Annotated in this window: 25 protein-coding genes and 1 tRNA gene; 17 read left to right on the forward strand and 9 right to left on the reverse strand. The window is 63.3% G+C overall.

Annotated features, from left to right (window positions below; genetic code table 11):
- The first annotated feature begins 22 nt into the window (after nt 1-22).
- The 11 genes from DFR48_RS02365 to DFR48_RS02410 all read left to right on the forward strand — a co-directional run bounded on the left by DFR48_RS02365 (nt 23) and on the right by DFR48_RS02410 (nt 10,039).
- Complete coding sequence (locus DFR48_RS02365) at nt 23-763, forward strand: NUDIX hydrolase (RefSeq protein ID WP_114361528.1); 741 nt, start codon at nt 23-25, stop codon at nt 761-763.
- 50 nt (nt 764-813) lie between these two features.
- Entirely contained in the window at nt 814-1,746 is a 933-nt protein-coding gene (locus DFR48_RS02370; protein ID WP_425359227.1) for a PhzF family phenazine biosynthesis protein, read from the forward strand.
- Between the two features lie 127 nt (nt 1,747-1,873).
- Nucleotides 1,874-1,949: transfer RNA gene (locus DFR48_RS02375), tRNA-Lys, on the forward strand.
- 153 nt (nt 1,950-2,102) lie between these two features.
- Nucleotides 2,103-2,507: a hypothetical protein gene (locus DFR48_RS02380; RefSeq protein WP_114361530.1), complete on the forward strand. Its 405-nt coding sequence runs from the start codon at nt 2,103-2,105 to the stop codon at nt 2,505-2,507.
- Entirely contained in the window at nt 2,440-2,880 is a 441-nt protein-coding gene (locus DFR48_RS21740) for a hypothetical protein (RefSeq protein WP_170141781.1), read from the forward strand. Before DFR48_RS02380 ends, DFR48_RS21740 begins: the two co-directional genes overlap by 68 nt.
- 10 nt (nt 2,881-2,890) lie before the next feature.
- A complete protein-coding gene (locus DFR48_RS02385) occupies nt 2,891-5,407 on the forward strand; it encodes a mechanosensitive ion channel family protein (RefSeq protein ID WP_245415490.1) in 2,517 nt (838 codons plus the stop codon).
- Between the two features lie 112 nt (nt 5,408-5,519).
- Nucleotides 5,520-5,783: a hypothetical protein gene (locus DFR48_RS02390; RefSeq protein ID WP_114361531.1), complete on the forward strand. Its 264-nt coding sequence runs from the start codon at nt 5,520-5,522 to the stop codon at nt 5,781-5,783.
- 182 nt (nt 5,784-5,965) lie between these two features.
- Complete coding sequence (locus DFR48_RS02395; protein ID WP_114361532.1) at nt 5,966-6,790, forward strand: response regulator; 825 nt, start codon at nt 5,966-5,968, stop codon at nt 6,788-6,790.
- 109 nt (nt 6,791-6,899) lie between these two features.
- Nucleotides 6,900-8,246, forward strand: coding sequence for a diguanylate cyclase (locus DFR48_RS02400; protein WP_114361533.1), 1,347 nt, complete (start codon nt 6,900-6,902; stop codon nt 8,244-8,246).
- A gap of 108 nt (nt 8,247-8,354) precedes the next feature.
- On the forward strand, nt 8,355-9,281 hold the full coding sequence (locus DFR48_RS02405) for an ABC transporter ATP-binding protein (protein ID WP_114361534.1): 927 nt from the start codon (nt 8,355-8,357) through the stop codon (nt 9,279-9,281).
- On the forward strand, nt 9,278-10,039 hold the full coding sequence (locus DFR48_RS02410; protein WP_114361535.1) for an ABC transporter permease: 762 nt from the start codon (nt 9,278-9,280) through the stop codon (nt 10,037-10,039). The genes DFR48_RS02405 and DFR48_RS02410 overlap by 4 nt, the downstream gene beginning before the upstream one ends.
- Nucleotides 10,040-10,055: 16 nt before the next feature.
- Here DFR48_RS02410 and DFR48_RS02415 read toward each other — a convergent pair whose 3' ends face one another.
- The 3 genes from DFR48_RS02415 to DFR48_RS02425 are packed head-to-tail and all read right to left on the reverse strand — an operon-like array spanning nt 10,056 to nt 11,794.
- On the reverse strand, nt 10,056-10,757 hold the full coding sequence (locus DFR48_RS02415) for a TIGR02281 family clan AA aspartic protease (protein ID WP_114361536.1): 702 nt from the start codon (nt 10,755-10,757) through the stop codon (nt 10,056-10,058).
- Entirely contained in the window at nt 10,754-10,975 is a 222-nt protein-coding gene (locus DFR48_RS02420; protein ID WP_114361537.1) for a DUF1289 domain-containing protein, read from the reverse strand. Before DFR48_RS02420 ends, DFR48_RS02415 begins: the two co-directional genes overlap by 4 nt.
- A gap of 36 nt (nt 10,976-11,011) precedes the next feature.
- Nucleotides 11,012-11,794: an adenosylcobinamide-GDP ribazoletransferase gene (locus tag DFR48_RS02425; RefSeq protein ID WP_114361538.1), complete on the reverse strand. Its 783-nt coding sequence runs from the start codon at nt 11,792-11,794 to the stop codon at nt 11,012-11,014.
- Between the two features lie 128 nt (nt 11,795-11,922).
- On the opposite strand from DFR48_RS02425, the gene cobT reads away from it, so the two are divergent.
- Together cobT and DFR48_RS02435 are read left to right on the forward strand one after the other, a co-directional pair.
- Nucleotides 11,923-12,945: a nicotinate-nucleotide--dimethylbenzimidazole phosphoribosyltransferase gene (cobT, locus tag DFR48_RS02430; RefSeq protein WP_114361825.1), complete on the forward strand. Its 1,023-nt coding sequence runs from the start codon at nt 11,923-11,925 to the stop codon at nt 12,943-12,945.
- A complete protein-coding gene (locus DFR48_RS02435) occupies nt 12,938-13,345 on the forward strand; it encodes a diacylglycerol kinase (RefSeq protein WP_114361539.1) in 408 nt (135 codons plus the stop codon). Before cobT ends, DFR48_RS02435 begins: the two co-directional genes overlap by 8 nt.
- A 34-nt stretch (nt 13,346-13,379) precedes the next feature.
- On the opposite strand, the gene DFR48_RS02440 is transcribed toward DFR48_RS02435, so the two are convergent.
- Both DFR48_RS02440 and DFR48_RS02445 read right to left on the reverse strand, forming a co-directional pair.
- Nucleotides 13,380-14,354, reverse strand: a complete 975-nt coding sequence (locus tag DFR48_RS02440; RefSeq protein ID WP_114361540.1) for an endonuclease/exonuclease/phosphatase family protein — start codon at nt 14,352-14,354, stop codon at nt 13,380-13,382.
- Between the two features lie 110 nt (nt 14,355-14,464).
- Nucleotides 14,465-16,000 (reverse strand): sensor histidine kinase, encoded by a 1,536-nt coding sequence (locus tag DFR48_RS02445; protein WP_114361541.1) that lies wholly within the window; start codon nt 15,998-16,000, stop codon nt 14,465-14,467.
- A gap of 122 nt (nt 16,001-16,122) precedes the next feature.
- Between DFR48_RS02445 and DFR48_RS02450 the strand changes: the two genes are divergently transcribed.
- From DFR48_RS02450 to DFR48_RS02465, 4 genes are read left to right on the forward strand one after another with little or no spacing between them, the layout of a single operon-like run.
- Complete coding sequence (locus tag DFR48_RS02450) at nt 16,123-16,701, forward strand: thermonuclease family protein (protein WP_245415491.1); 579 nt, start codon at nt 16,123-16,125, stop codon at nt 16,699-16,701.
- Between the two features lie 19 nt (nt 16,702-16,720).
- Nucleotides 16,721-17,332 (forward strand): glutathione S-transferase, encoded by a 612-nt coding sequence (locus DFR48_RS02455; RefSeq protein WP_114361542.1) that lies wholly within the window; start codon nt 16,721-16,723, stop codon nt 17,330-17,332.
- A gap of 10 nt (nt 17,333-17,342) precedes the next feature.
- Nucleotides 17,343-17,987 (forward strand): uracil-DNA glycosylase family protein, encoded by a 645-nt coding sequence (locus DFR48_RS02460; protein WP_114361827.1) that lies wholly within the window; start codon nt 17,343-17,345, stop codon nt 17,985-17,987.
- Nucleotides 17,988-18,044: 57 nt separating this feature from the next.
- Nucleotides 18,045-18,533, forward strand: a complete 489-nt coding sequence (locus tag DFR48_RS02465; protein ID WP_112685178.1) for an Lrp/AsnC family transcriptional regulator — start codon at nt 18,045-18,047, stop codon at nt 18,531-18,533.
- A gap of 13 nt (nt 18,534-18,546) precedes the next feature.
- On the opposite strand, the gene DFR48_RS02470 is transcribed toward DFR48_RS02465, so the two are convergent.
- From DFR48_RS02470 to DFR48_RS02485, 4 genes are all read right to left on the reverse strand, one after another.
- Nucleotides 18,547-19,236 (reverse strand): DNA alkylation repair protein, encoded by a 690-nt coding sequence (locus tag DFR48_RS02470; protein WP_114361543.1) that lies wholly within the window; start codon nt 19,234-19,236, stop codon nt 18,547-18,549.
- Complete coding sequence (locus tag DFR48_RS02475) at nt 19,233-20,102, reverse strand: NAD(P)-dependent oxidoreductase (protein WP_114361544.1); 870 nt, start codon at nt 20,100-20,102, stop codon at nt 19,233-19,235. Before DFR48_RS02475 ends, DFR48_RS02470 begins: the two co-directional genes overlap by 4 nt.
- Before the next feature lie 102 nt (nt 20,103-20,204).
- Nucleotides 20,205-21,014, reverse strand: coding sequence for a methyltransferase domain-containing protein (locus DFR48_RS02480; RefSeq protein WP_114361545.1), 810 nt, complete (start codon nt 21,012-21,014; stop codon nt 20,205-20,207).
- A 324-nt stretch (nt 21,015-21,338) separates the two neighbouring features.
- Nucleotides 21,339-21,605 (reverse strand): usg protein, encoded by a 267-nt coding sequence (locus DFR48_RS02485; protein ID WP_114361546.1) that lies wholly within the window; start codon nt 21,603-21,605, stop codon nt 21,339-21,341.
- Nucleotides 21,606-21,762: the final 157 nt, after the last annotated feature.

A 21,762-nucleotide genomic window follows, 5' to 3' on the forward strand; every position in this document is an offset into this window, starting at 1 on the left:
TCGCCATGTCGGGACTTGTCCTATGAACCTTGCGCCGGATCATGCCGAACTCCTGTGGCCGCCGGAGAAGACGCTCTTTCCGGTGCGGCAGGTCACGCTGGCGGTGGAGCCGGGGGATCATCCCTTTCATCTGGCGGAGCGGGAGGCTGCGGCGCGCAACTGGCGCGAGGAGGTTTCGCGCAATCCGGCCCTGTTCGACGGGAAGATCGTGTTCCAGCGGCGCCTGGATCTTCAGGAGGGAACAATCTGCGGGACAGGACACATCATTCCCTATTCGACCTTTCTCTGGTGGCGCAGCCAGCCCGCCCCGACAAGCGGCTTCCACCTCTTCGGCTTCCCGGTGATCGTTTCCTCGGACGGGGCGATCATCGCCGTCAGGATGTCTGAACACACGGCCAATCCCGGACAGGTCTACTGCGCTGCAGGCTCGCTCGACGACGGTGATGTCGTCGATGGCTACTGCGACCTCACCGGCAACATGCTGCGCGAAGTCAGGGAAGAGACCGGTCTCGAGCTTGCGGCTGACGAGACCGACGACCGGCTGTTCGCCAGCCATCAGCGGCGGCGGGTGACGATCTATCAGTTCTTCCGGCGGCGCGAGAACGCCCGCGAGCTTGTCGAGCGAATCGAGGAGCACATGCGCGGCGAAGAACGGGCGGAGATTGCCGGTGCCGTCGCGATCCGTTCGGCCGATCCGTCCGCCCATCGTTACGCCGCCGCCATGCTGCCGCTCATCCACTGGTTCTTCTCCGGGGGCCGCTGACGCCCTCGCTTGCACCGCCGCTGCGGCTGGGGCAGTGTGCGGGCGACGAAATGCGGCGAGGAGAGAGATTGGTGCGGCAATACTGCATCTATGACGTTTTCACCGACAGCAGACTTGCGGGCAATCCGCTTTGTGTCGTCTTCGACGGCGATGGGTTGTCCGATCCGGAAATGCAGGCGATCGCCCGCGAGACGAACCTCTCCGAAACGGTTTTCGTGATGCCGGCGGCAAATGCGACGCATACCGCGCGCATCCGCATCTTCACGCCGGCGCGGGAACTGCCCTTCGCGGGACATCCGACGGTGGGAACGGCGATCGCGCTCGCCGAGAGGGAAGGGGCGAAGAACGGTGCCACCGAACTCGTCTCGGTGCTGGAGGAAAATGTCGGGCCGGTGCGCTGCGCCATCAGGCTGCGGGAAGGCGAGGCGAGCTTTGCCGAATTCGACCTGCCGCGCAATTCGAGCCGGATCGATCTCGCCTTCGACCGGCAGGCCCTCGCCGAGGCCCTCTCGCTCAAACCGCAGCAGATCGGGTTCGAGAACCACGTACCCTCGCTCTGGAGCGCCGGCGTTCCCTTCATCATGATTCCCGTCCAGAACATTGGCGCGGTCGAGAGGGTCGATTTCGATCCGCAGTTCTGGGAGAGGATCGCGCCTTTTGCGGAGGGAGGCCTCGCTTCGGCCTATGTCTATTGCCGCGGCGGCATTCATCACGGAGCAAAGTTTCACGCACGCATGTTCAGTGCCGACATGGGCATCGGCGAGGACCCGGCGACGGGTTCGGCGGTCGCGGCGCTCTCCGGCGCCATCCACCATTTCGATGCGCTTCCGGACGGTCACCACCCGCTGCTGGTGGAGCAGGGCGTAGAAATGGGCCGGCCTTCCTACATCCATCTCCATATCGACGTCACGGACGGTGAAATTGCGCGGGCGCGTATCGGCGGTCAAGCCGTGCGCGTGGCGTCCGGGTTTTTAGATCTGTGAAAACAAATGGTTACGTTGATGGTGTGAATTTTTTCCCGCCGTGGCGAAAGTTTTTTCGCTTCGGCGCTGGACAAGTTCTCCGATCCTGTTTATACGCCCCCTCACGCCGCCAGACGGCGCAACGGTCGGGTGATTAGCTCAGTTGGTAGAGCAGCTGACTCTTAATCAGCGGGTCGTAGGTTCGAGCCCTACATCACCCACCATTTTTCTCTTAATCATTGAAATTTCATCATTTCCGCTGAGGACCGTCGAGTAAAGAAAATCGACGGTTATGAAAAATTCTATGTTTTTCGGTCAGCTATCTGTCAGCTTCTGTTCGTTATGACGGCTCCTGTGTTCAACGAGGAGTACACAAAATGAACAAGTTTCTGGCAACCACTGCAATGCTCACCCTGATGGCTTCTGCTCTCGTCTCCGGCCCGGCCCATGCCGGCAGCTGTTCGACGGTTGCTGCATGTCTCGGTCTGTCGTCTTCGTCCAGCACGGGCGGTTCCGGCGGTGGTGATCGGGTTACCGCAAGCAACGACGACAACGGTACCGACGACGATGTGAACGGCTCCGACGACGACCACAACGGTTCGGACGACGATAATGGTTCCGATGGCAGCGGTTCCGACGATAGCGGTGACGACCACGACAGCGGCAGCCACGACAGCGGCAGCCACGACAGCGACAGTCACGACAGCGGCAGCCATGATGGCGGCGACCACGGTGGCGGCGATCATGACGGTGGCGACCACGATGGTGGCGACGACGACTGATCGACAGCAGGTCGGGCAGGACAAGATTTCCGACACTGGTGCGGAGATGGAATTCGAGGGGTGGCAATCAGCCGCCCCTTTTTGCGTCCGGGTGGTGCTGTCGGGGAGGAAGCCGGTCGCTGGCGGATGGTCGCCTTATGTTCTCATCGCCTTCTTGATGTTCATGCTGCGTTCTCGCCATTCTCCCCGAATTCATGATTTTTGCCTGTGGATAACTGTGGATAACTTCGTGTCCGCCGTTGCCGGCGCTCTCCATGCCAATTCTCCGATGGCGCGTCGTTTGCGCCATGATGCTGCCGGGATCGTGGAGCCGTTTCTTTTCTTTCGCGGCGTCCGGTACTATTGTCCGCCTCGTTCCGCCACCAGCGAATGAAGGATCAGCCTTGTCGTTTCTCCGCATTCTCTTCCTCCTCCTGCTGACGGCGGGGGCAGGGGCTTTTCTCCTGTCACCCGTCGGGACACGCCTCGCACAGGCGCAGGAGTCGGTTGTTGCACCGGACGCAACCCCGGAGCAGGAGGCGGCCGATCACATCGCGGATGTAAGGAAGCGGCTGGACGCGCTCGCCGCGGACGTCGAGCGCCGGGCGAGCGACGATGCCGCACTGACCGATATCAAGGCGCGCGTCGATTCGCTGATCCGCGACGTCCTGAAGGTGTCCGTCGATCTGCGGCCGCGCCTGAACGAGATCAAGTCGCGGCTCGACCAGCTCGGCGAACCGCCGAAGGACGGGCAGCCGCCGGAGGCAGCGGCAGTTACCCAGGAGCGGCACAGGCTGACGGCCGGACGGCTGGAGATCAACACGCTGACGGGACAGGCCGAGGATATCTCGATCAAGGCCTCCGAGCTGTCGAACAGAATCACGAAGATGCGCCGTGATCTGTTTGCCGAGCAGTTGTTCGCCCATACAGAGATATCGATGGACGTGTTCTCGGAGGCGGCGAGTTCGTTCTCTCAGGAAGCCTCGGACTTCCAGCGCACGCTCAGCAGCTGGGTGACCTTCATCCTGAAGTTCAAGCGCGCGCCGCTCGGTATCGCCGTGATGCTGTCGCTGTCGCTCGCTCTCGTTTTGATGTTCGTCGAGTATCGGCTGTTCGGGCGGCTGATAAAGCGCGATCCGGCGAACGAGGCGCCGAGCTACATGAGCCGCCTGTCGGTCGCATTCTGGTCGACCATCCTGCCGACGCTGGCGCTCTGCGTCTTCCTGGCGGCGACCTATTTCTTTCTCGATACGTTCAAGGTGCTCCGGCAGGACATCGCTCCGATGATGGCTGTCTCGCTCGCCTTCGTGGGGCTCGTCGTTTTCGTCGGCCTGCTGACGCAAGCGGTGCTGGCGCCGAAAGCGCCGAGCTGGAGGCTGATCCGGGTCTCCGACCGCGGCGCGCGCCACCTGGTGACGGCCGTCCTCCTGATGGCGGTTATCAACGGCCTCGACTATGTCTTCGGAACCGTCAGCGAGGCACTTGGATCGCCGATCGTCCTGACGGTGTTCAAGAGCTTTCTGTCGTCGACGCTGGTCGGTCTCATCATCTTCGCCGTCTCCTTCATGACGCCGATTGTCGCCGAAACAGGTGATCCTCGCGCGCCGGGCCGGCCGTGGCCGCGATGGGTGGCGATATTGCTGCGGCTCGTCGGTCTCGGGCTGATCTTCCTGAGCGCCGTCGGCTATGTTGGCCTCGCGCGCTTCCTCGCGACGCAGATCATCGTCAACGGCGCGGTGGTCGTCACGATGTATATCGGCATCCTGTCGGGAAAGGCGATCTCTGAACCCGATCGCTTCGGCGACACGCGGGTCGGCCGCTATCTCGAGCGGCGTTTCCTGCTGCATCCCGTGGCTCTCGACCAGACCGGCATGGCGGCTGGTCTGCTGATCTACCTTTTTGCGCTCTCGATCGGCATTCCGCTGATCCTGATCTCCTGGGGCTTTCAGCCGCGCGACATCGAGGCATGGCTCTTCACCATGTTCACCGAGGTCAATGTCGGCAGCATCCGCTTTTCGGTGTTCGGTATCCTCGGTGGTATCCTGCTCTTCGTCCTCGGCCTCGTGGGCACCCGGTGGTTCCAGAAGTGGCTGGACGGCAGCATCATGGCGCGCTCGCAGGTCGATCCCGGCGTGCGCAATTCGGTCCGCACAGCGATCGGCTACCTGGGCACGGCGCTGGCCGGGCTCATCGGTGTCTCGGCCGCCGGCATCGATCTGTCGAGCCTGGCGCTTGTTGCCGGTGCGCTCTCTCTCGGCATTGGCTTCGGCCTCCAGAACATCGTATCGAATTTCGTCTCCGGGCTCATCCTCCTGGCGGAACGGCCGTTCAAGGTCGGTGACTGGGTCGCCACCGGCACGACGGAAGGATTCGTTCGGCGTATTTCCGTGCGTGCGACCGAAATCGAGACCTTCCAGCGCCAGTCGATCATCGTGCCGAACTCCGAACTCATCAATGCTTCGGTCGGCAACTGGACGCATCGCAACAGTCTCGGCCGCGTGGATATCCCGGTCGGTGTCGGCTACGACAGCGATCCGCGAAAGGTGATGGCGATCCTCGAGGAAATCGCCCAGACGCATGAGGGTGTCCTGCGCAACCCCGAGCCTTTCGTCATTTTCGACGGCTTCGGCGCGTCCTCGCTCGATTTCCGCCTCTGCTTCTTCATCGGCGATGTGCTGAATGCCCGCGGGGTCAAGAACGACATCCATGTCATGATCCTGGAGCGGTTCCGGGCCGAAGGGGTGGAAATACCGTTCCCGCAGCAGGATGTTCACCTGCGCGTGCGCTCCGCCGGCGACGCAGGGCGTCCGGGCGAGACGCCGGGGAGCGGCGGCCCGATGCTTGCTGCGGTCGACGAATTGCCGCGGATGGCGGGCGACGGGTTGCCCGCCGACGAGGCGAGTGGCAGTTTGCCACGGTAGGGGTGTTCAGGCGGCGTTCAGGCTGGCCGCGATAAAAGAGGAGTGTCGGATGAAGGGATGACCGGACTCCGACGACGAGCAGGGGGAGGCGTCCGCGAGACGCCGCGAAAAGATGACGAAACTGGTACTGAGTGTTCTCCTTTCGACGTGCATGGCCTCCGCTGCCCTGGCGGCAACGGTAACCAACAGCGGATCGTCGACCGTGGTTCTGCAGGTCGTGGAGGATGGTTCGCGCGTCGAGCTTGCCGTCGACGCCGGCGAGACCGAGAGTTTCTGCCCTTCCGGCTGTTTCGTGACGCTGCCGAGCGGCGATCGCATCGGCCTCGAGGGTGGGGAGACCATCGAGATCAAGGACGGCGCGGCCACCGTCAAGTGAGAAGGGCGCGCTGCTGCGCCGAACGAATCCGAGACAGCATTTTCCGACGGGAGCAAACGAGGAGCGGCCAAATGCCGCTCCTCGGCTTGTCGGCAAGTGTTGTCTGAAGGATCTCCGATTAATAGTTCCGCAAACCATTCGGTCTAACGTCCGGCGTCGATAAAAAGCAGCAAAGGCGCTCCATGACTTTCCTTGGTATTTCGGGCATGCAGTATACCGGAGAATCCTTTCCGGATGCGCGTATCATCGTCGCGGAAGATTCGAACGTTTTCACCTCGATGATCCGCACCAGGCTCAAGGAGCTCTTCAACATTGATGTGGAAATCTGTCGCTCTTTCGAGGACTTGCAGGCCGCGAACGAGCTTTCGGATGAGCCGGTGACCCTGGCGATTTCCAACATCAATCTGCCGGGAGCCGAGAAGGGCGAGGCGCTGGAATACCTGATCGATCTCAACATTCCGACGATCATCTTCACCGGCACCTTCCAGGAGCAGTTGCGGGAAAAACTGCTCGCCAAGGACATCGTCGACTATATTTTGAAGGACAATATTTTCGCGGTCGAAATGCTCGCGGAATCGGTCTGTCGCTTCCTCACGAATCATCGTCACCACGTTCTTGTTGTGGATGACAGTCCGACAGCGCGGGCTTTGTTGTCTAGCCGGTTGAAACGCTACAACTTTCGCGTCAGTCTGGCGGAAAGCGGGGCGAAGGCGCTGGAAATACTTAAGGCAAATCAGGATATCGGGCTGGTCATCACTGATTACAACATGCCGGATGTAGACGGCTTCGAACTGACGAGACGTATAAGGGGGGCGAGGGGGTCTCACGAACTGCGGATCATCGGGGTGTCCTCCTCGAATGATCGCCTGCTGTCGGCACGTTTCCTCAAGGTGGGCGGCAACGACTTCATGTTGCGGCCGTTCATCGACGAGGAGTTCTACTGCCGGGTGAACCAGAATCTCGACACTCTGACCCAGATAAAGGCGGCACAGCAAAGACTCCCCTGAGCGCTGGCCGCACGCAAATGACGAGAATGGGGTCGGGTGCGCGAGCGCCCGACCGATACCTGCATCTATCGACGTAGTGCCACTCATTCGGCTTATGGAAGTAAGAGCAATGTCTTTGCCAACCGAAATGACTGCGGATACCAGACCTCCCTCGCGAAAGAAGGGGCATGTTCTGGTCATAGAGGACTCGCGAACGCTTTCCTCGATCCTGTCGCACCGGTTCGAAAAGGAACATGGCCTCAGGGTCACCCACTGCGCGACGACCGAGGACTTCCGGCACGCCGTCGCCGGGAGGGCCCGGCAATACGACGTCGCGGTGGTGGATCTGAACCTGCCCGACTCGCCCGACGGCCAGATCCTCGATCAGGTGGTTCAACACGATATCCCGGCGGTCGTCTTCACGGCCGACTTCAATCGCCACATGCGCGAGCGGGTGGTTGCGCGCGGCGTCGCCGATTACGTCATCAAGAACAACGAACGGGCGATCGACATGGTGATCGCCGCTGTCGACCGCATTCTCGCCAACCGCAGCGTGCGCGTTCTCGTCGTCGACGACGTTCCGTCCGCCCGCAAGATGCTCGCCGATCTCCTCAGGCTGCAGCAGTTCCAGGTTTTCGAGGCCTCGACGGGAACGGAGGCGATGACGATGCTCGAGCAGCATCCCGGCATCGAACTCGTCGTTACCGACTACAACATGCCCGATATGGACGGTTACGAACTGACGCGCCGCATCCGGCGTGTGCATACCTCCGACCGGGTGCGGATCATCGGCATTTCCTCTTCGTCCGACCGCCTGCTCTCGGCAAGCTTCCTGAAGGCCGGCGCCAACGATTTCGTCTACCGGCCTTTCGTCGTCGAGGAGTTGCAGTGCAGGATCGGGCACAATGTCGAGACGCTGTCGCAGATCCGGCAATTGCGGCTGGCAGCCTTCAGTGACTACCTCACGGGCCTGCGCAATCGTCGCCATTTCTTCGACGAGGGACCTGCGATCGTCGCCTCCTGCCTCGATCGCGGCGAGGCCTGCAGCATGGCGATGCTCGATATCGACCATTTCAAGCGGCTGAACGACACCTACGGTCACGAGATCGGCGACCGGGTGCTGAAGGCGGTGGCGACCCGGCTGCGGGAGACGCTCGACGATACGGATCACATGCTCGCCCGGCTCGGCGGCGAGGAGTTCGGCATCCTGCTGACGGGCCTGGACATACAGCAGGCGAGCGATTTCTGCGAGATGCTGCGCCACCAGATCGCGGAGGTGAGGGTTGCCCTCGACGACGCCGACCTCGGAGTCACCGCGTCGATCGGCGTGGCGCAGGTCGAGGGGCACGAGAACTTCAGCAACTACCTCAACGCCGCGGATCAGTTCCTCTACCTCGCCAAGCGCTACGGCCGAAATCGTGTCTATTCCGAGCTCGCGATCCTGCAGGAACTGACGCTGAAGCCCGTCGGGACCTGAAGCCGGCGAGCGCGAAACGGAGCGACGCGACCGGAGGGGGTGGGGCTGGCATCCCGCATCGAGGTCTCTATATAGAGGGTTCACGACCCTCCAGGAGCTTCTTCCCCCATGTCTCCGATCCTATCCATTCGTGATCTCAAGAAGACCTATGCCAACGGTTTCGAAGCCCTCAAGGGCGTCTCCCTCGACATCGCGGAAGGGGAGATCATCGCACTTCTCGGCCCGAACGGCGCTGGCAAAACCACGCTGATCTCGATCGCCTGCGGCATTGCCAATCCGAGCGGCGGTCAGGTGCTGGTGGCCGGCCATGACGTCGTCAGCGAGTTCCGGAAGACACGGTCGATCATCGGCCTCGTTCCGCAGGAACTGACGACGGACCTCTTCGAGACCGTCTTCAATACGGTGAGCTTCTCGCGGGGGCTCCATGGCAAGAAGCCGGATCCTGCCTATATCGAGAGCATCCTCCGCGAGCTGTCGCTCTGGGACAAGCGCAACAACGCGCTGCGTGAACTTTCCGGCGGCATGAAGCGGCGCGTGCTGATCGCAAAGGCGCTGGCGCACCAGCCGCGCCTTCTCTTCCTCGACGAGCCGACGGCCGGCGTCGACGTCAACCTGCGCAAGGACATGTGGCAGCTCGTCGCGCGGCTGCGCAAGGGTGGCGTGACGGTGATCCTGACGACGCACTATATCGAGGAGGCTGAGGAGATCGCCGACCGGATCGGCATCATCAACCACGGCGAGTTGCTCCTGGTCGAGGACAAGGACACGCTGATGCGCAAGCTCGGACGCAAACAGCTCGCAATCGATCTCGTCGAGCCGATCGATGCCGTGCCGCCGCATCTCGCCGCCTGGCAGCTTGAGCTTTCCCCCGGCGGCACGCAACTCATCTACGATTACGACCGGCAGACCAATCACGGGGGCATCACCGGCCTCCTCTCCGCCATCGAGGCGGCAGGGGTGCGGTTTGCCGACCTTTCGACGCGGCAGTCGTCGCTCGAGGACATCTTCGTTTCGCTCATCGGAGAAAAGGCATGAACGTTGAGGCGATCAAGGCGATCTATTTCTACGAGATGGCGCGTACCCGCCGGACACTGCTTCAGAGCGTGGTGTCGCCGGTGGTCTCCACGGCGCTCTACTTCATCGTCTTCGGTGCTGCCGTCGGCTCACGCATGCAGGAGATCGGCGGCGTCGCCTATGGCGGCTTCATCACGCCCGGTCTCATCATGCTGACGCTGATCTCCCAGTGCATCATGAACGGGTCGAGCGGCATCTATTTCCCGAAATTCACCGGCACGATCTACGAGGTTCTCTCGTCCCCGGTCGCGATGACGGAAGTCCTGATCGGCTATGTCGGGGCGGCGACCACCAAGGGCATGATCATCGGGCTCATCATCTTGGCGACGGCCGCCTTCTTCGTCGACCTGTCGATCGCACACCCCGTCCTCATGCTGTTCTTCATGCTGATGACCGCCGTCACCTTCAGTCTCGCCGGCTTCATCATCGGCATCTGGGCCAAGAATTTCGAGCAGCTGAGCCTCGTTCCGATGCTGGTCGTTCCGCCGCTCACCTTTCTCGGCGGCACCTTCTATTCGGTCGATGTCCTGCCGCCGTTCTGGCAGAGCGTCAGCCATTTCAACCCGGTTCTCTACCTGGTGAGCGGCTTCCGCTGGAGCTTCTTCGAGGTATCGGACGTCGACCCGCTGATCAGCGTCCTGATGATCGGCGTCTTCCTCTCGCTCTGCCTCGGCTTTCTCTCGTGGATTTTTCGGACGGGCTACAAGCTTCGCAACTGACGGGGGAGTGATTTCTTCAGTCTCTGAGACGCAGCTCGTCCGACTGCATCTGCAGCGAGTGCAGGGTGGACAGGAAGCTCATGCCGAGCAGGCTCTGGTCGAGCTTGCCTTCCTCGACCACCAGTCCTTCGACATCTGTGCGAAGAATCGGACCGATCGCCACCTGCCGGAGCCGCGCCGGGGCGACCATGGCGCGACCGTTGGCCGTCAGGATCGTCCGGGTGAAGCTGAGGCTCGCCGGATCGATGCCGATCCGCAAGGCGTCCTCGTCGCTCAGGGCGACCGAGCTCGCGCCCGTGTCGACGACCATCGGCACGGATACGCCGTCGACATCGACGCTCGTCACGAAATGGCCGCCAAGCGATTTGTGCAGCACGACTTCATTTCCGCCGTCGCTCGCGGTCACGACGACGGCCCTGCCGGGGACGAGCCCGGCAAGCAGCCGTTCGCCGACCGAGCGGAGCTCGCCGCGATAGAGATAGCCCGTGACCAGTGCGAGGATGATCAGCAGCCAAAGCGCTATCTGGCGCACCGTTTCGCCGAGGCTTCGCCGGCTTGCGAGTATGCCGGCCGAGAGCAGCAGGGCGAATGGCAGCAGCCGGATCATCTCGCCGAAGCTGTCGTCGTCCATGCCGAAGTTGCGGGCGCCGCCGTTGGCAAACAGGAGGACGACGAGGCCGAAGCCGAGAATGAGAAAGACGACGAGGAGCCGCATCAGCCGTTCTCACGCTCCCGCGCCATGCGGCTGCGGCGGGTTTCTCGGCGCGGCTTGCGCTCGACGGTCTCGAGCCTCGCGGGCAAAGTGGCCATGATCTCCCGGCGCTCGGCATCCGTATAGGAGGTCCAGAGTGCAATCTCGTCCCTGGTCCGGCCGCAGCCGAAGCAGAAGCCGGTCTTCATGTCGATCGAGCAGACGAGGATGCAGGGCGATTCCATCGGCGTTCCTTGTGGTGCGTCCTCTATATCGTCCGGTCAGGAACTCACTGCAAGGGCGATGAGCGCTGCGGCCTCGCAGACCTGCTGCGTCGCGCCGATCGTATCGCCGGTATGGCCCTGGAGCTTCTTCCTGGTCAGGGAGGTGAAGACGGCGGCGGCGAAGGCCGCTGTCGCCAGGGTGACGATCGTCGTGAAGAGCGACGTGGCGGGCAGAACGAAGAGGACCGCGAGGATCGCGCCGCTCACGAGCGCCGTCTGCAGGGCGGGCTTCTCCGGCATGCCCGCACCGGCGGCCACCCCTTGCGTGCGGGCCGAGGGCAGCGCGGACCAGTGCCAGACCATCAGCGTCCGGCTGAGCGCGGCAACGCCGATGACACAGGCGGCCGCGCGGAGCGACGAAGTCTCCATCGCGAGCTGGGAAAGCGCGGCGATCCTGAGGCCGAGAATGAGGACGAGGGCCACAGCGCCGTAGGAGCCGACGCGGCTGTCCTTCATGATCTGAAGCGCGTGTTCGCGGTCGCGACCGCCACCGAAACCGTCCGCCGCGTCGCCGAGGGCATCCTCGTGGAGGGCGCCGATCGTCAGCACCTGCGCCGTGACGGCGCAGACCGCTGCGAGTAGCGGGCCGGCGCCTGCCGCAAGCATGACGGCGAGCACCGCCGCACCGGGCAGCGCGATCACAACCCCGGCAGCGGCAAAGGCGCGCACCGTTCGAGAGAGCCTGCCGTCATCTCCCTCGAAGACATACGCCGGAACGGGAATACGGCTCAGGAAGCCGACTGCCCTTGCCGTGTCGTTCAGGAATGCGCGCAAAGCCATCGCCGGTCCGTGCTCCGTTTTGTTCGCGACAGCATTGGCCGCAATTTCGGGTGTTGCGGTGGCCGGCGCTCAGTATTAGAGGAACCCACAAAGCCGATTTGGCGGAAAAAGACAAGGAAGCCTCCTTCATGACTGTGACCGGCCTGCCGTTCGACGATTTCCGTGCGCTGCTGCGCGATCTCCCGGGGCCGGAAACGGCCGCGCTCGTCGCTGCGCGTGATCGGGACAAGCAGTTGACCAAGCCGCCGGGCGCGCTTGGCCGGCTCGAAGAAATCGCGATGTGGCTTGCCGCCTGGACCGGTCGGCCGCCGGCGGTCAACCGTCCGCTGGTGGCGATCTTCGCCGGCAATCACGGCGTCACCAAGCATGGCATCACGCCGTTCCCGCCGTCCGTCACCCAGCAGATGGTCGAGAACTTCGCTGCCGGCGGTGCTGCGATCAACCAGATCTGCGCGACCTACGACCTTGGCCTCAAGATCTTCGACCTCGCGCTTGAATACCCGACCGGGGACATCACCTGCGAGGCCGCGCTTTCGGAGCGCGACTGTGCTGCGACCATGGCTTTCGGCATGGAAGCGATCGCCGGCGGCACCGATCTTCTCTGCATCGGTGAGATGGGGATCGGCAACACGACGATCGCCGCGGCGATCAACCTCGCGCTCTACGGCGGCACGGCCGAGGAATGGGTCGGTCCCGGCACCGGCTCGCACGGCGAGCTGCTGGAGCGCAAGATCAACGCCGTGAAGACGGCCGTCGAGTTCCATCGCGCCCATCTCGACGACCCGCTCGAGGTTCTGAGGCGACTCGGGGGACGCGAGATTGCTGCCATGGCCGGCGCCATCCTGGCCGCCCGCGTGCAGCGCATTCCGGTCCTGATCGACGGCTACGTCGCGACCTCGGCCGCAGCGATCCTCAAGGCCGCCAACCCTTCGGCACTCGACCACTGCCTGATCGGCCACGTTTCCGGGGAGCCGGGCCACCTGAAGGCCATCGAGAAGCTCGGCAAGACGCCGCTTCTGGCGCTCGGCATGCGCCTCGGCGAAGGCTCGGGTGCTGCTCTCGCCGCCGGGATCGTCAAGGCTGCTGCCGCCTGCCACTCCGGCATGGCGACATTCGATAGCGCGGGCGTGAGCAATCAGACCGATGGCTGAGGAAGAGCACCGAAGCGCGGCCTCGGCAGAGGACCGCTCCAGTTCTGTCCGCAAGGAAACGGGCGTCGCGCATTTCTTTGCGGCCGCACGCTATTCGCTGCAGGGCTTTCTGAGACTCTACGAGGAATCGGCCTTCCGCCATGAACTCCTGGCGTTCGCCGCCGGGTTCGTCCTGTTCTGGCTGGTCGGCGCGAGCTTCAGCGAGATCGTGACCTATGCGGTCCTGATGCTGCTGCTCTTTGCCGTCGAGGCCCTCAACACGGCGATCGAGGAACTGGTCGACCGGGTATCCCCGGAGATTTCGACCGTCGGACGCAATGCCAAGGACTTGGGCTCCTTCGCAGTCTTCTGCCTGATCCTCGTGAACGGCATCTTCGCGGCGGCCGTGATTTTCTTTTGACCGCCCGCCGCGAGCTTTCGCGCGTCGTCGCTCCTCAGAAGCGGACCGTGGCGACGGAGGCGCGGTGATCCGAAGGCCAGGGCGTGACGACGATGTCCGCTTCGGGCGCCTTCTCGCCGACGATGCCGGCCTTTACCACCGTCAGGTTTTTCGCCTTGCCGAAGGTGAAGTCGATCCGGTCGTGATGGTCCTCCGGATCCGTCGTTTCACTCGTCGGGGTCCATGTATAGGCGGGCTTGGCGACTTCCTCGGGGAAGGCTGCGCGGTAGAGGTCGGTGAAGCCGCCTTCTTCCTCGACGCGCAACGTGGTCGGGTATCGCACGGCCATCGGCTGGTGGCCGGCCGTTACGGAGGCGTCGGTCCAGTCGCGGAAGGACGGCTCGTTGAAATCACCGAACAGGAATACGGCGTCCGCGTTGTCGGCCTCCTTGAGATCGCTCATCAGGAGGTCGATCGCCGGGCCGCGGGCGGCTCTGGCGGCTGCGACCGCTTCCTCTGCCGTTTTCAGGAACGGCGCCGGACCATACTCGATGTTGAGAAGCTGGTAGGGCTGGTAGGGGTAGTCGGTCGGGTGGATGTTGAACACATAGACCTTGCGGCCGTCGACGTTGATTGCCGCGCCGGTGTCGTGGGCGGTCGCCTTGCCGATAGGGTAGCGGCTCAGGATGGCGTTTGCCCAGAGTGCCGGATTGTCCTGCGCCTGGTCGTAGTAGTGGAAGCCGAGCGCTTCAGCGAGCTTTGCCGCGACGCTCTCGCCGACCGGCTTGCAGTCATCCGCCTCGCAAACCTCCGGCTCGGGCTTGGTTTCCTGAATGCCGATGATATCGGCGCCGGCGGCGCGAATGACCGCCGCAGTTTCCGCGACGTCCTTTCCCTCGTTGGCGCCACCGCCCCAGATGTTGAAGCTCATTACGGTCAATTCCGTGACGGCACCCTGGGCGTGGCACAGGGACGCGGTGGATGCGAGGAGAGTGGCGCTCAGCGCGACCGCGCTCAGGTACGTATTCATGGTAGCTCCGGGAAGGGTGATGAACGAGACAGCGTGACGCTAGCGCGTTTCGATGACAGATGCGCGAAGCCTTCCGGGGATACTGCGCGATCGCTGTCAGGCCCTCATGTTCAGGCGAACTGGCGCCTGCGCGGCTGGACGGCCTGCGTTTCGGAGAAGGCGGGGATGCTCTGCAGCACGCGGCGTGCCGGCAGGATGGCGATCACCTCGGTGCCTTCCCGCAGCTTCGACTTCAGCTTGAACTCGCCGCCGTGCTTGGCAAGGATCGCCTGCACGATCGGCAGGCCGAGACCGGTACCCTGTTCTGCGCTCTTGATTGCAACCGAGCCCTGTCCGAAGGCCGAAAGCACGATCGGGATTTCGTTTTCGGGAATGCCGGGGCCGTTGTCACGGATCGACACGTACTGGCCGCCGCCCGCTGTCCAGCCGGCCTTCACCAGAACTTCACCGCCCTGCGGCGTGAACTTCACCGCGTTCGACAGCAGGTTCAGGATGACTTGACGGATCGCCTTCTCGTCGGCCCAGACGTCGGGCAGGGCCTGCTCGAACTGCTCTTCGATGGTGATGCTCTTGCCCTTGGCGCGCAGCTGCACCATGCCGATGCAGTCCTCCGCGAGATCGAGCAGCGACACCGCCTCTTCGTTCAGTTCGAACTTGCCGGCCTCGATGCGCGACAGGTCGAGGATCTCGTTGATCAGGTTGAGGAGATGCTGGCCCGAGCGGTGGATATCGTCGGAATATTCCTTGTAGAGAGGGTTGTTGAGCGGTCCGAGCACTTCCGTGGCCATGACCTCGGAAAAGCCGAGGATGGCGTTGAGCGGCGTGCGCAGTTCGTGCGACATCGAGGCGAGGAAGCGCGATTTTGCGAGGTTCGCCTCTTCCGCCCGCCGGCGCGCCTCGTCGGAAAGGGATTTCGCGACTTCGAGTTCCGCGATGAGATCGTCTTTCTCGCTCTGGAAGGAGAGGAGCTTCAGGTTGTTCTGGTAGAGGCGGAGCGTGATGAAGAAGAAGAACACCAGCGCGATCGTGAACATGCCGAGGAGGCCCGCCTCGAGCGGCGCGCGCGTCGCAGAGGTGGTGTAGATGAGGGCTGCTACGGTCGGCAGGAAGCCGAACACCACGGCGCCACGCAGGAGTATGTTGGCCATCGCAGTGACGGACAGGACGATGAGCAGCACCGCGCCCTTGAAAAGGACGAAGGTATCGCCCGTACAACTGTCGCAGCCCTGCAGGGCAAAAATCGCCCAACACATGCCCATGCCGGCCTGGCCGAGGAGCAGAAGGCGACGCCATCCCTTGATCGCAAGCGTCGCCCGATCGCGTTTTGAGATGTGGCGGGCGAGCAGGATGTTGAGCGAGTGGACCGTGAGGGTCAGCAGTGCCCAGGAATAGATCCAGGGCGCAAGGCTGACATAGGCCCCGAGGCCGCCGGCGAGCAGGACCATGAACGGCACGACCGCCGCTCCCTGCAGGGCCGAGTCGACGTGCATTCCGAGCAATTCGCGATCAAAGGCCGGGGAGCCGGAATGGCTCGATTGTAGCCGTTCGCGCATCGTGCGAACCGCTTTCGACACAGCCTTGTTTCGGTGGCTGCGGGAAAGGTCGACGATGTTCTTGTCGGCCGTGGTCGGGACGCCTTTACTCATGCTTCAAAATGTCATCTGTCGCGCGATCATGCGAGACTAGAGGCAAAAGATTAAGAAGATGCTCTCGAAAAGGATTTGTTTGCCATGCTCGAAAAGCCTTCGTTTGTGAAGAAGGCGGGATTGTGACCGGGTTTCGGCGCGTCTTTCGCGACGGCGTGGTCGGCGTCGCCATGTTGCTGCTCGCGCTGCTGATCATCGCCAAACTCGATCGGGACGGGGAACGGGACTTCTCCGGCGACCTCGTCGCCATCGACGGGGATACGCTCGCCAATGGCAAGGGCCGGGCGAGGCTCGAAGGCATCGATGCGCCCGAGCTCTCGCAGAAATGCCGGCGACCAGACCGCCGGACCTGGCCTTGCGGTGTCGAGGCGAAGCACCGCCTGGCCACGTTTCTGGCGAGCCCGGGTTTCGTCTGCACGGGGAGGGCCGACGACCGCTACGGACGGCGGCTGGCGCGTTGCCGGTCAGGTGAGACCGACGTCAACGCGCTCATGGTCAGGGAGGGGTTTGCCGTTTCCTACGGCGACTATTCGGCGGAGGAAGCGGCCGCCCGGCGCGCAGGCTCCGGCATCTGGAACGGCTCCTTCGACCGGCCGGAGGTGTGGAGACGCGCGAACAGCCTGGATGCCGGTGAGATGGCGTCGGCCGACTTCGGCGACCTTCTTTTCGCTTTTCTCCGGCGGCTCTTTGGTATCAATTGACCGACCACGGAGGAAACCGATGAAGCTTTACGATGGCGGACGGGCGCCCAATCCGCGCCGGGTGACGGTGTTTTTGAAAGAAAAGGGCATCGAGGTCGAGATCGTGCCGGTGGACATGAACACCCTCGGTCACAAGGCGCCGGAACTCACCGCCAAGAACCCTCTGCAGCGCCTTCCGATCCTCGAACTCGACGACGGTACGGTGCTTTGCGAATCCGTCGCGATCTGCCGCTATTTCGAGGAGCTTCAACCCGATCCGCCGCTCTTCGGGATCGATGCCAAGGACCGGGCGATCGTCGAGATGTGGAACCGCCGCGCCGAGCTCATCTACTTGACGGCCGTCGCCGCGGCCTTCCGGCACATCCATCCGGCGATGGTGTCGTGGGAAGTGCCGCAGGTGCCGGAATGGGGCGAGGTCAACAAGCCGAAGGCTGTCGAGTTCCTGCGGTTCCTGAACGACGAACTTGCCGGCCGGCCCTATGTCGCCGGACAGCGCTATACCATCGCCGACATCACGACGATGATCGCCTTCGACTTCATGAAGCCGGCGCGTATCACCTGCCCGGACGAGTTCACCCATGTGTGGCGCTGGTACCGCGAGGTCGCCTCTCGTCCGAGTGCGGCGCTCTGACGGCCTGCCGATGGCGGACGACGGGCTGGAGACGTTGCGCGGGGAGATCGCGCTTTGCCGTATCTGCCGTGACCGGCCGCGAGGCGGCATGGCGCACCGCCTGCCGCACGAGCCGCGCCCGGTCGCCGTCCTTTCCGGGACGGCGCGCATCCTGATTGCCGGTCAGGCGCCCGGTCTTCGGGTCCACGAAACGGGGTTGCCCTTCAACGACGCCTCCGGCGACCGCTTGCGGCAATGGATGGGGGTGGATCGCGAGGCCTTCTACGACCCGGATCGTTTCGCCATTGTTCCGATGGGTTTCTGCTTTCCCGGCTACAACAGTCAGGGTCACGACCTGCCGCCGCGGCCTGAATGCGCGCCTGCCTGGCGCGACCGCGTGATCGCCGCGATGCCGCAGATCGAGCTCGTCCTCGCCGTCGGCCGATATGCGCAGGCCTGGCATCTCGGCAGCCGGCGCAAGCGAACGCTCGACGAGACGGTGCGACATTGGCGAGAGTACTGCAACGACGTCGAATCGCCGGTGCTGCCCGTATTGCCGCTGCCACATCCGAGCTGGCGAAACACGGGCTGGCTGAAGAAGAATCCGTGGTTCGAGCAGGAGTTGCTTCCGGTCCTGCGCGAGGAAGTGGATCGTTTGTGTTCTTCGCCTTTGTGAGCTTTCAAAACCGAAAATCTCCGCTATACCGGAAATAATTTTCCGAAGGATCAGGGCATGGACCGTCTCGACCGAAAGATTTTGCGCATACTCCAGGAAGACTCCACGCTTGCCGTGGCCGATCTCGCCAAGAAGGTCGGGCTTTCCACGACCCCCTGCTGGCGCCGTATCCAGAAGATGGAGGAGGACGGCGTCATTCGCCGTCGGGTAGCGTTGCTCGATCCCGGCAAGGTCAACACCAAGGTCACCGTCTTCGTGTCGATCCGCACCAACACCCATTCGATCGAATGGCTGAAGCGCTTCTCCGAAGTGGTGGTGGATTTTCCGGAAGTCGTCGAATTCTACCGCATGAGCGGTGACGTCGACTATCTCCTGCGCGTCGTCGTTCCGGACATCGCCGCCTACGACGCCTTCTACAAGCGCCTGATCGCCCGCATCGAGATCCGCGACGTCTCCTCGGCCTTCGCCATGGAGCAGATCAAGTACACGACCGAGCTGCCGCTCGACTACATGATCCTCGACAATCAGAAGTCCCAGGAGGACTGATCTCGTTCGAGGCTCAGTCCTTCAGGCGTTCCAGCACCTTTTCGCTCGTAAGCTCGCGCACGGCATCCTTGCCGATCCAGCGGGCGGTCCTGTCTTCGCTGGCGGCGAGCTTTTCCGCGAGTGCCAGCGCCGGCCCGTGGCAGGCCCGGTTGCGCTTGCCGATGTTGCGGAGTGCCCAGTTCACCGCCTTGCGGACGAAGTTGCGCTCGTCCGTAGCATGCGCTTCGACCAGTGCCAGATAGCCGAGGATCAAGCCGTCGGGCTCCCGTTTCAGATGGACCGCCGCCGAGGCGATCATCGAAAAGGCGGTGCGGCGCACGAACTCGCGCGCATCCTCGGCAAATTCGGGAATGAGATCTTCGAGCCGGGCGGCTACGAAGAGGTCGGCGGCAGCGTCGACGATCTCCCAGGATACGAAATCGCCGGCGAGACGGCGCGCCGTTGCGGCCTCCAGCGTCTTCGGGTTCAGCGTATAGAGTGCCAGCATCCGTGCTTCACGGATGCCGGTCTCCCAGAGTTCGAGCGACCGGGCAGGGTTCTTCTTCACCTGCCGGGCGATCTTCTGCATCACCGGATTGGAGATGCCGAGCGCATTGTCGGTCGCGATCCCGAACCGGCCCATGCCGGCGATGTTCTCATCATTCCTGAGCGTTTGCAGGAAGGCGATGATCTCGTCGGTGGTCGCGGCCGGTCCGAGGGTCATTTTTCCAGCCGCGCGAGAAGCGAGGAGGTATCCCAGCGCTTGCCGCCGAGCTTCTGCACCTCGCCGTAGAACTGGTCGACGAGCGCGGTGACGGGCAGGGCGGCTCCGTTGCGGCGGGCTTCGGAGAGCACGATGTCGAGGTCCTTGCGCATCCAGTCGACAGCGAAGCCGAAATCGTACTTGCCCTGGTTCATCGTTTTGTAGCGGTTTTCCATCTGCCACGAGCCGGCCGCGCCCTTGGAGATGACTTCGATAACCTTTTCAATGTCCAAGCCGGCTTTCTTGCCAAAGTGAATCCCTTCGGCGAGGCCCTGGACGAGGCCGGCGATGCAGATCTGGTTGACCATCTTGGTGAGCTGCCCAGCACCAGCGGGGCCCATGAGCCCGACCATCCGCGCGTAGGCGTCGATGACCGGCCGGGTGCGCTCGAAGACCGCTTCATCACCGCCGCACATCACGGTCAGCACGCCGTTCTCGGCACCCGCCTGACCGCCGGAGACAGGGGCATCGATGAAGTCGCAGCCTCTGGCCTTCGCAGCCTCGTAGAGCTCGCGGGCGACCTCGGCAGAGGCGGTGGTGTTGTCGATCAGCACGGCGCCGGCCTTCATGCCGGCAAGAACGCCGTCCGGGCCGATCGTCACGGAACGGAGGTCGTCGTCGTTGCCGACGCAGGTGAAGACGAAATCGGCATCGCGCGCTGCGTCCGCCGGCGTGGCCGCCGACCGGCCGCCGTGCTGCTTCACCCAGCTCTCGGCCTTGGCGGCTGTCCGGTTGTAAACGGTGACGTCATGGCCCCCCTTCGCCTTCAGGTGTCCGGCCATGGGATACCCCATGACGCCCAGTCCGATGAATGCAATCTTGGCCATGCCGTCTCTCCCGAAAGTTCGTTTGCAGCGAAAGCTTTAGAGGAAAGACGCCGGCTCCTCAATCGCGATTCCGGGAGAGGCGGACCGATCGTCGGCGACCGTTCAGCCCTTCAGGCGCGCGATGACCAGATGGCCGGGGCTCGGCTCGCCGTCCTGCATGCGCACGTTGATCTCACCGATCTCGACGATCTCGAAGCCGGTCTGTTCCAGGCGTTCACGGATGTAGGCCTCGGTGTGCAGGAACCGCTGGTGCGGGCCGACGATGTAAGCTCGGCCGTCCTCGGCAGAGAGCGTCTCGGAGGAGAAGACGAAGATGCCGCCCGGTACCATGTTCTCGGCGGCCCCGAAGAAGAGCGGCTCGAGTGCGCCGAGATAGGGAAGCACATCCGTCGCGGTGATGAGGTCGAAGGCTTCTTCGTCGTTGTCCTCGAGGAAGTCCTCGACTTCGGCGACGTAGAGGGTTTCGTAGAGGTCCTTCTCGTGGGCGAGCTCGACCATGTTCTCCGAGATGTCGATGCCGGTGATGTCGCCGACCATGTCGCGCAGCGCGCCGCCGGTGAGCCCGGTGCCGCAGCCGAGATCGAGCATGCGCCGGAACGGACCGAGGCCGAGCGCCTGCAGGCGCTGGCGCACCATCATCGGCACGGCATAGCCGAGCTGTTCGACGAGGATGTCCTCGAAGGCCTCGGCATGCTGGTCAAAAAGGGTTTCGACATAGGCATCGGGGGCCTTCGGCGGCGTCTCGCCGCGGCCGAGGGCGGCGATGCGGACAGCCGCTCCGCCATGGTCTTCGGGATCGAGTTCGAGAACGTGCCGGTAGGCCTCGACGGCGGCGTCGATATCGCCGGCCTTTTCGAGCGCCAGTGCGCGGTTGTAGGCCTCCGCCAATGCTTCTTCATCGATCTTTGCCATGGGGGAGCTCCTCGAAAGGCGTTCGTTCTCCGGCGCCTGGCGCCGCGTGGCCCGGGTCTACAGACTCCGCGCGGATTTGGCAATGCGGGCGCATGGAACCACAGGGGCGGCCCATCCGTCGGGCGGATGGTGACCGGAGAACGCCTCCGACTGGAGGCGCTTTGGCGGACGAAGCATCATCGGGATGGCGGCGCTCGGAGCCGTGCCTTTCCGGGTCGTGCCGGCGATCGTCGGCCCCTGGCACCGGAATCCTCTACGTCACCCTCCTCAGGGAACCCGACGAGGGCGACTTCGCCCACGGCGAGGTCCGCGTGTGACTTCCCGTCAGTGGAGGATGAACTCGCCCTTCAGCGCGCGCCATTCGTTCGCGCCGATCAGCCGGCGGTGGACGTAGCAGACGGAATGCAGCGGGCCGTCGAGCTCTTCCTGCCAGAATTTCAGGAAGCTCTTCATCTCCGGAAATTCCGGCGCGAGATCATAGTGCTGCCAGACATAGGTTTGCAGCACGGCGGGGTGATCGGGCATCCGGTAGAGGATTTGTGCGGTGGTCAGGCCGTAGCCTTTCAGCATCATTTCCATGTCGTGGTTCATCGCAGCCTCGCAACGCTGTTCCCATTGCTTTCCCGCCGGAACGAATGGCGTTTGCCGCTTCTGTCGCACCCCGATGGGGTCTTTCCCAGACATGATCATGGAAGCACCGGTTTGCTTAAGCGAAGCTTAATATCCGGAGAGATGACGAAAAATATCA

This window comes from Ciceribacter lividus (assembly GCF_003337715.1).
Classification (GTDB): domain Bacteria; phylum Pseudomonadota; class Alphaproteobacteria; order Rhizobiales; family Rhizobiaceae; genus Allorhizobium; species Allorhizobium lividum.

Bases quoted from the DNA above. Each gene is read 5' to 3' on its own strand.
- DFR48_RS02440 (WP_114361540.1), bottom strand. From the start codon at position 14,354: ATGAATACGTACCTGAGCGCGGTCGCGCTGAGCGCCACTCTCCTCGCA.
- DFR48_RS02445 (WP_114361541.1), bottom strand. From the start codon at position 16,000: ATGAGTAAAGGCGTCCCGACCACGGCCGACAAGAACATCGTCGACCTT.
- cobT (WP_114361825.1), top strand. From the start codon at position 11,923: ATGACTGTGACCGGCCTGCCGTTCGACGATTTCCGTGCGCTGCTGCGC.
- DFR48_RS02470 (WP_114361543.1), bottom strand. From the start codon at position 19,236: ATGACCCTCGGACCGGCCGCGACCACCGACGAGATCATCGCCTTCCTG.
- DFR48_RS02400 (WP_114361533.1), top strand. From the start codon at position 6,900: ATGTCTTTGCCAACCGAAATGACTGCGGATACCAGACCTCCCTCGCGA.
- DFR48_RS02425 (WP_114361538.1), bottom strand. From the start codon at position 11,794: ATGGCTTTGCGCGCATTCCTGAACGACACGGCAAGGGCAGTCGGCTTC.
- DFR48_RS02420 (WP_114361537.1), bottom strand. From the start codon at position 10,975: ATGGAATCGCCCTGCATCCTCGTCTGCTCGATCGACATGAAGACCGGC.
- DFR48_RS02365 (WP_114361528.1), top strand. From the start codon at position 23: ATGAACCTTGCGCCGGATCATGCCGAACTCCTGTGGCCGCCGGAGAAG.
- DFR48_RS02380 (WP_114361530.1), top strand. From the start codon at position 2,103: ATGAACAAGTTTCTGGCAACCACTGCAATGCTCACCCTGATGGCTTCT.
- DFR48_RS02460 (WP_114361827.1), top strand. From the start codon at position 17,343: ATGGCGGACGACGGGCTGGAGACGTTGCGCGGGGAGATCGCGCTTTGC.
- DFR48_RS02405 (WP_114361534.1), top strand. From the start codon at position 8,355: ATGTCTCCGATCCTATCCATTCGTGATCTCAAGAAGACCTATGCCAAC.
- DFR48_RS21740 (WP_170141781.1), top strand. From the start codon at position 2,440: ATGATGGCGGCGACCACGGTGGCGGCGATCATGACGGTGGCGACCACG.
- DFR48_RS02480 (WP_114361545.1), bottom strand. From the start codon at position 21,014: ATGGCAAAGATCGATGAAGAAGCATTGGCGGAGGCCTACAACCGCGCA.
- DFR48_RS02435 (WP_114361539.1), top strand. From the start codon at position 12,938: ATGGCTGAGGAAGAGCACCGAAGCGCGGCCTCGGCAGAGGACCGCTCC.
- DFR48_RS02390 (WP_114361531.1), top strand. From the start codon at position 5,520: ATGACGAAACTGGTACTGAGTGTTCTCCTTTCGACGTGCATGGCCTCC.
- DFR48_RS02410 (WP_114361535.1), top strand. From the start codon at position 9,278: ATGAACGTTGAGGCGATCAAGGCGATCTATTTCTACGAGATGGCGCGT.
- DFR48_RS02475 (WP_114361544.1), bottom strand. From the start codon at position 20,102: ATGGCCAAGATTGCATTCATCGGACTGGGCGTCATGGGGTATCCCATG.
- DFR48_RS02455 (WP_114361542.1), top strand. From the start codon at position 16,721: ATGAAGCTTTACGATGGCGGACGGGCGCCCAATCCGCGCCGGGTGACG.
- DFR48_RS02370 (WP_425359227.1), top strand. From the start codon at position 814: ATGCGGCGAGGAGAGAGATTGGTGCGGCAATACTGCATCTATGACGTT.
- DFR48_RS02485 (WP_114361546.1), bottom strand. From the start codon at position 21,605: ATGAACCACGACATGGAAATGATGCTGAAAGGCTACGGCCTGACCACC.
- DFR48_RS02395 (WP_114361532.1), top strand. From the start codon at position 5,966: ATGACTTTCCTTGGTATTTCGGGCATGCAGTATACCGGAGAATCCTTT.
- DFR48_RS02465 (WP_112685178.1), top strand. From the start codon at position 18,045: ATGGACCGTCTCGACCGAAAGATTTTGCGCATACTCCAGGAAGACTCC.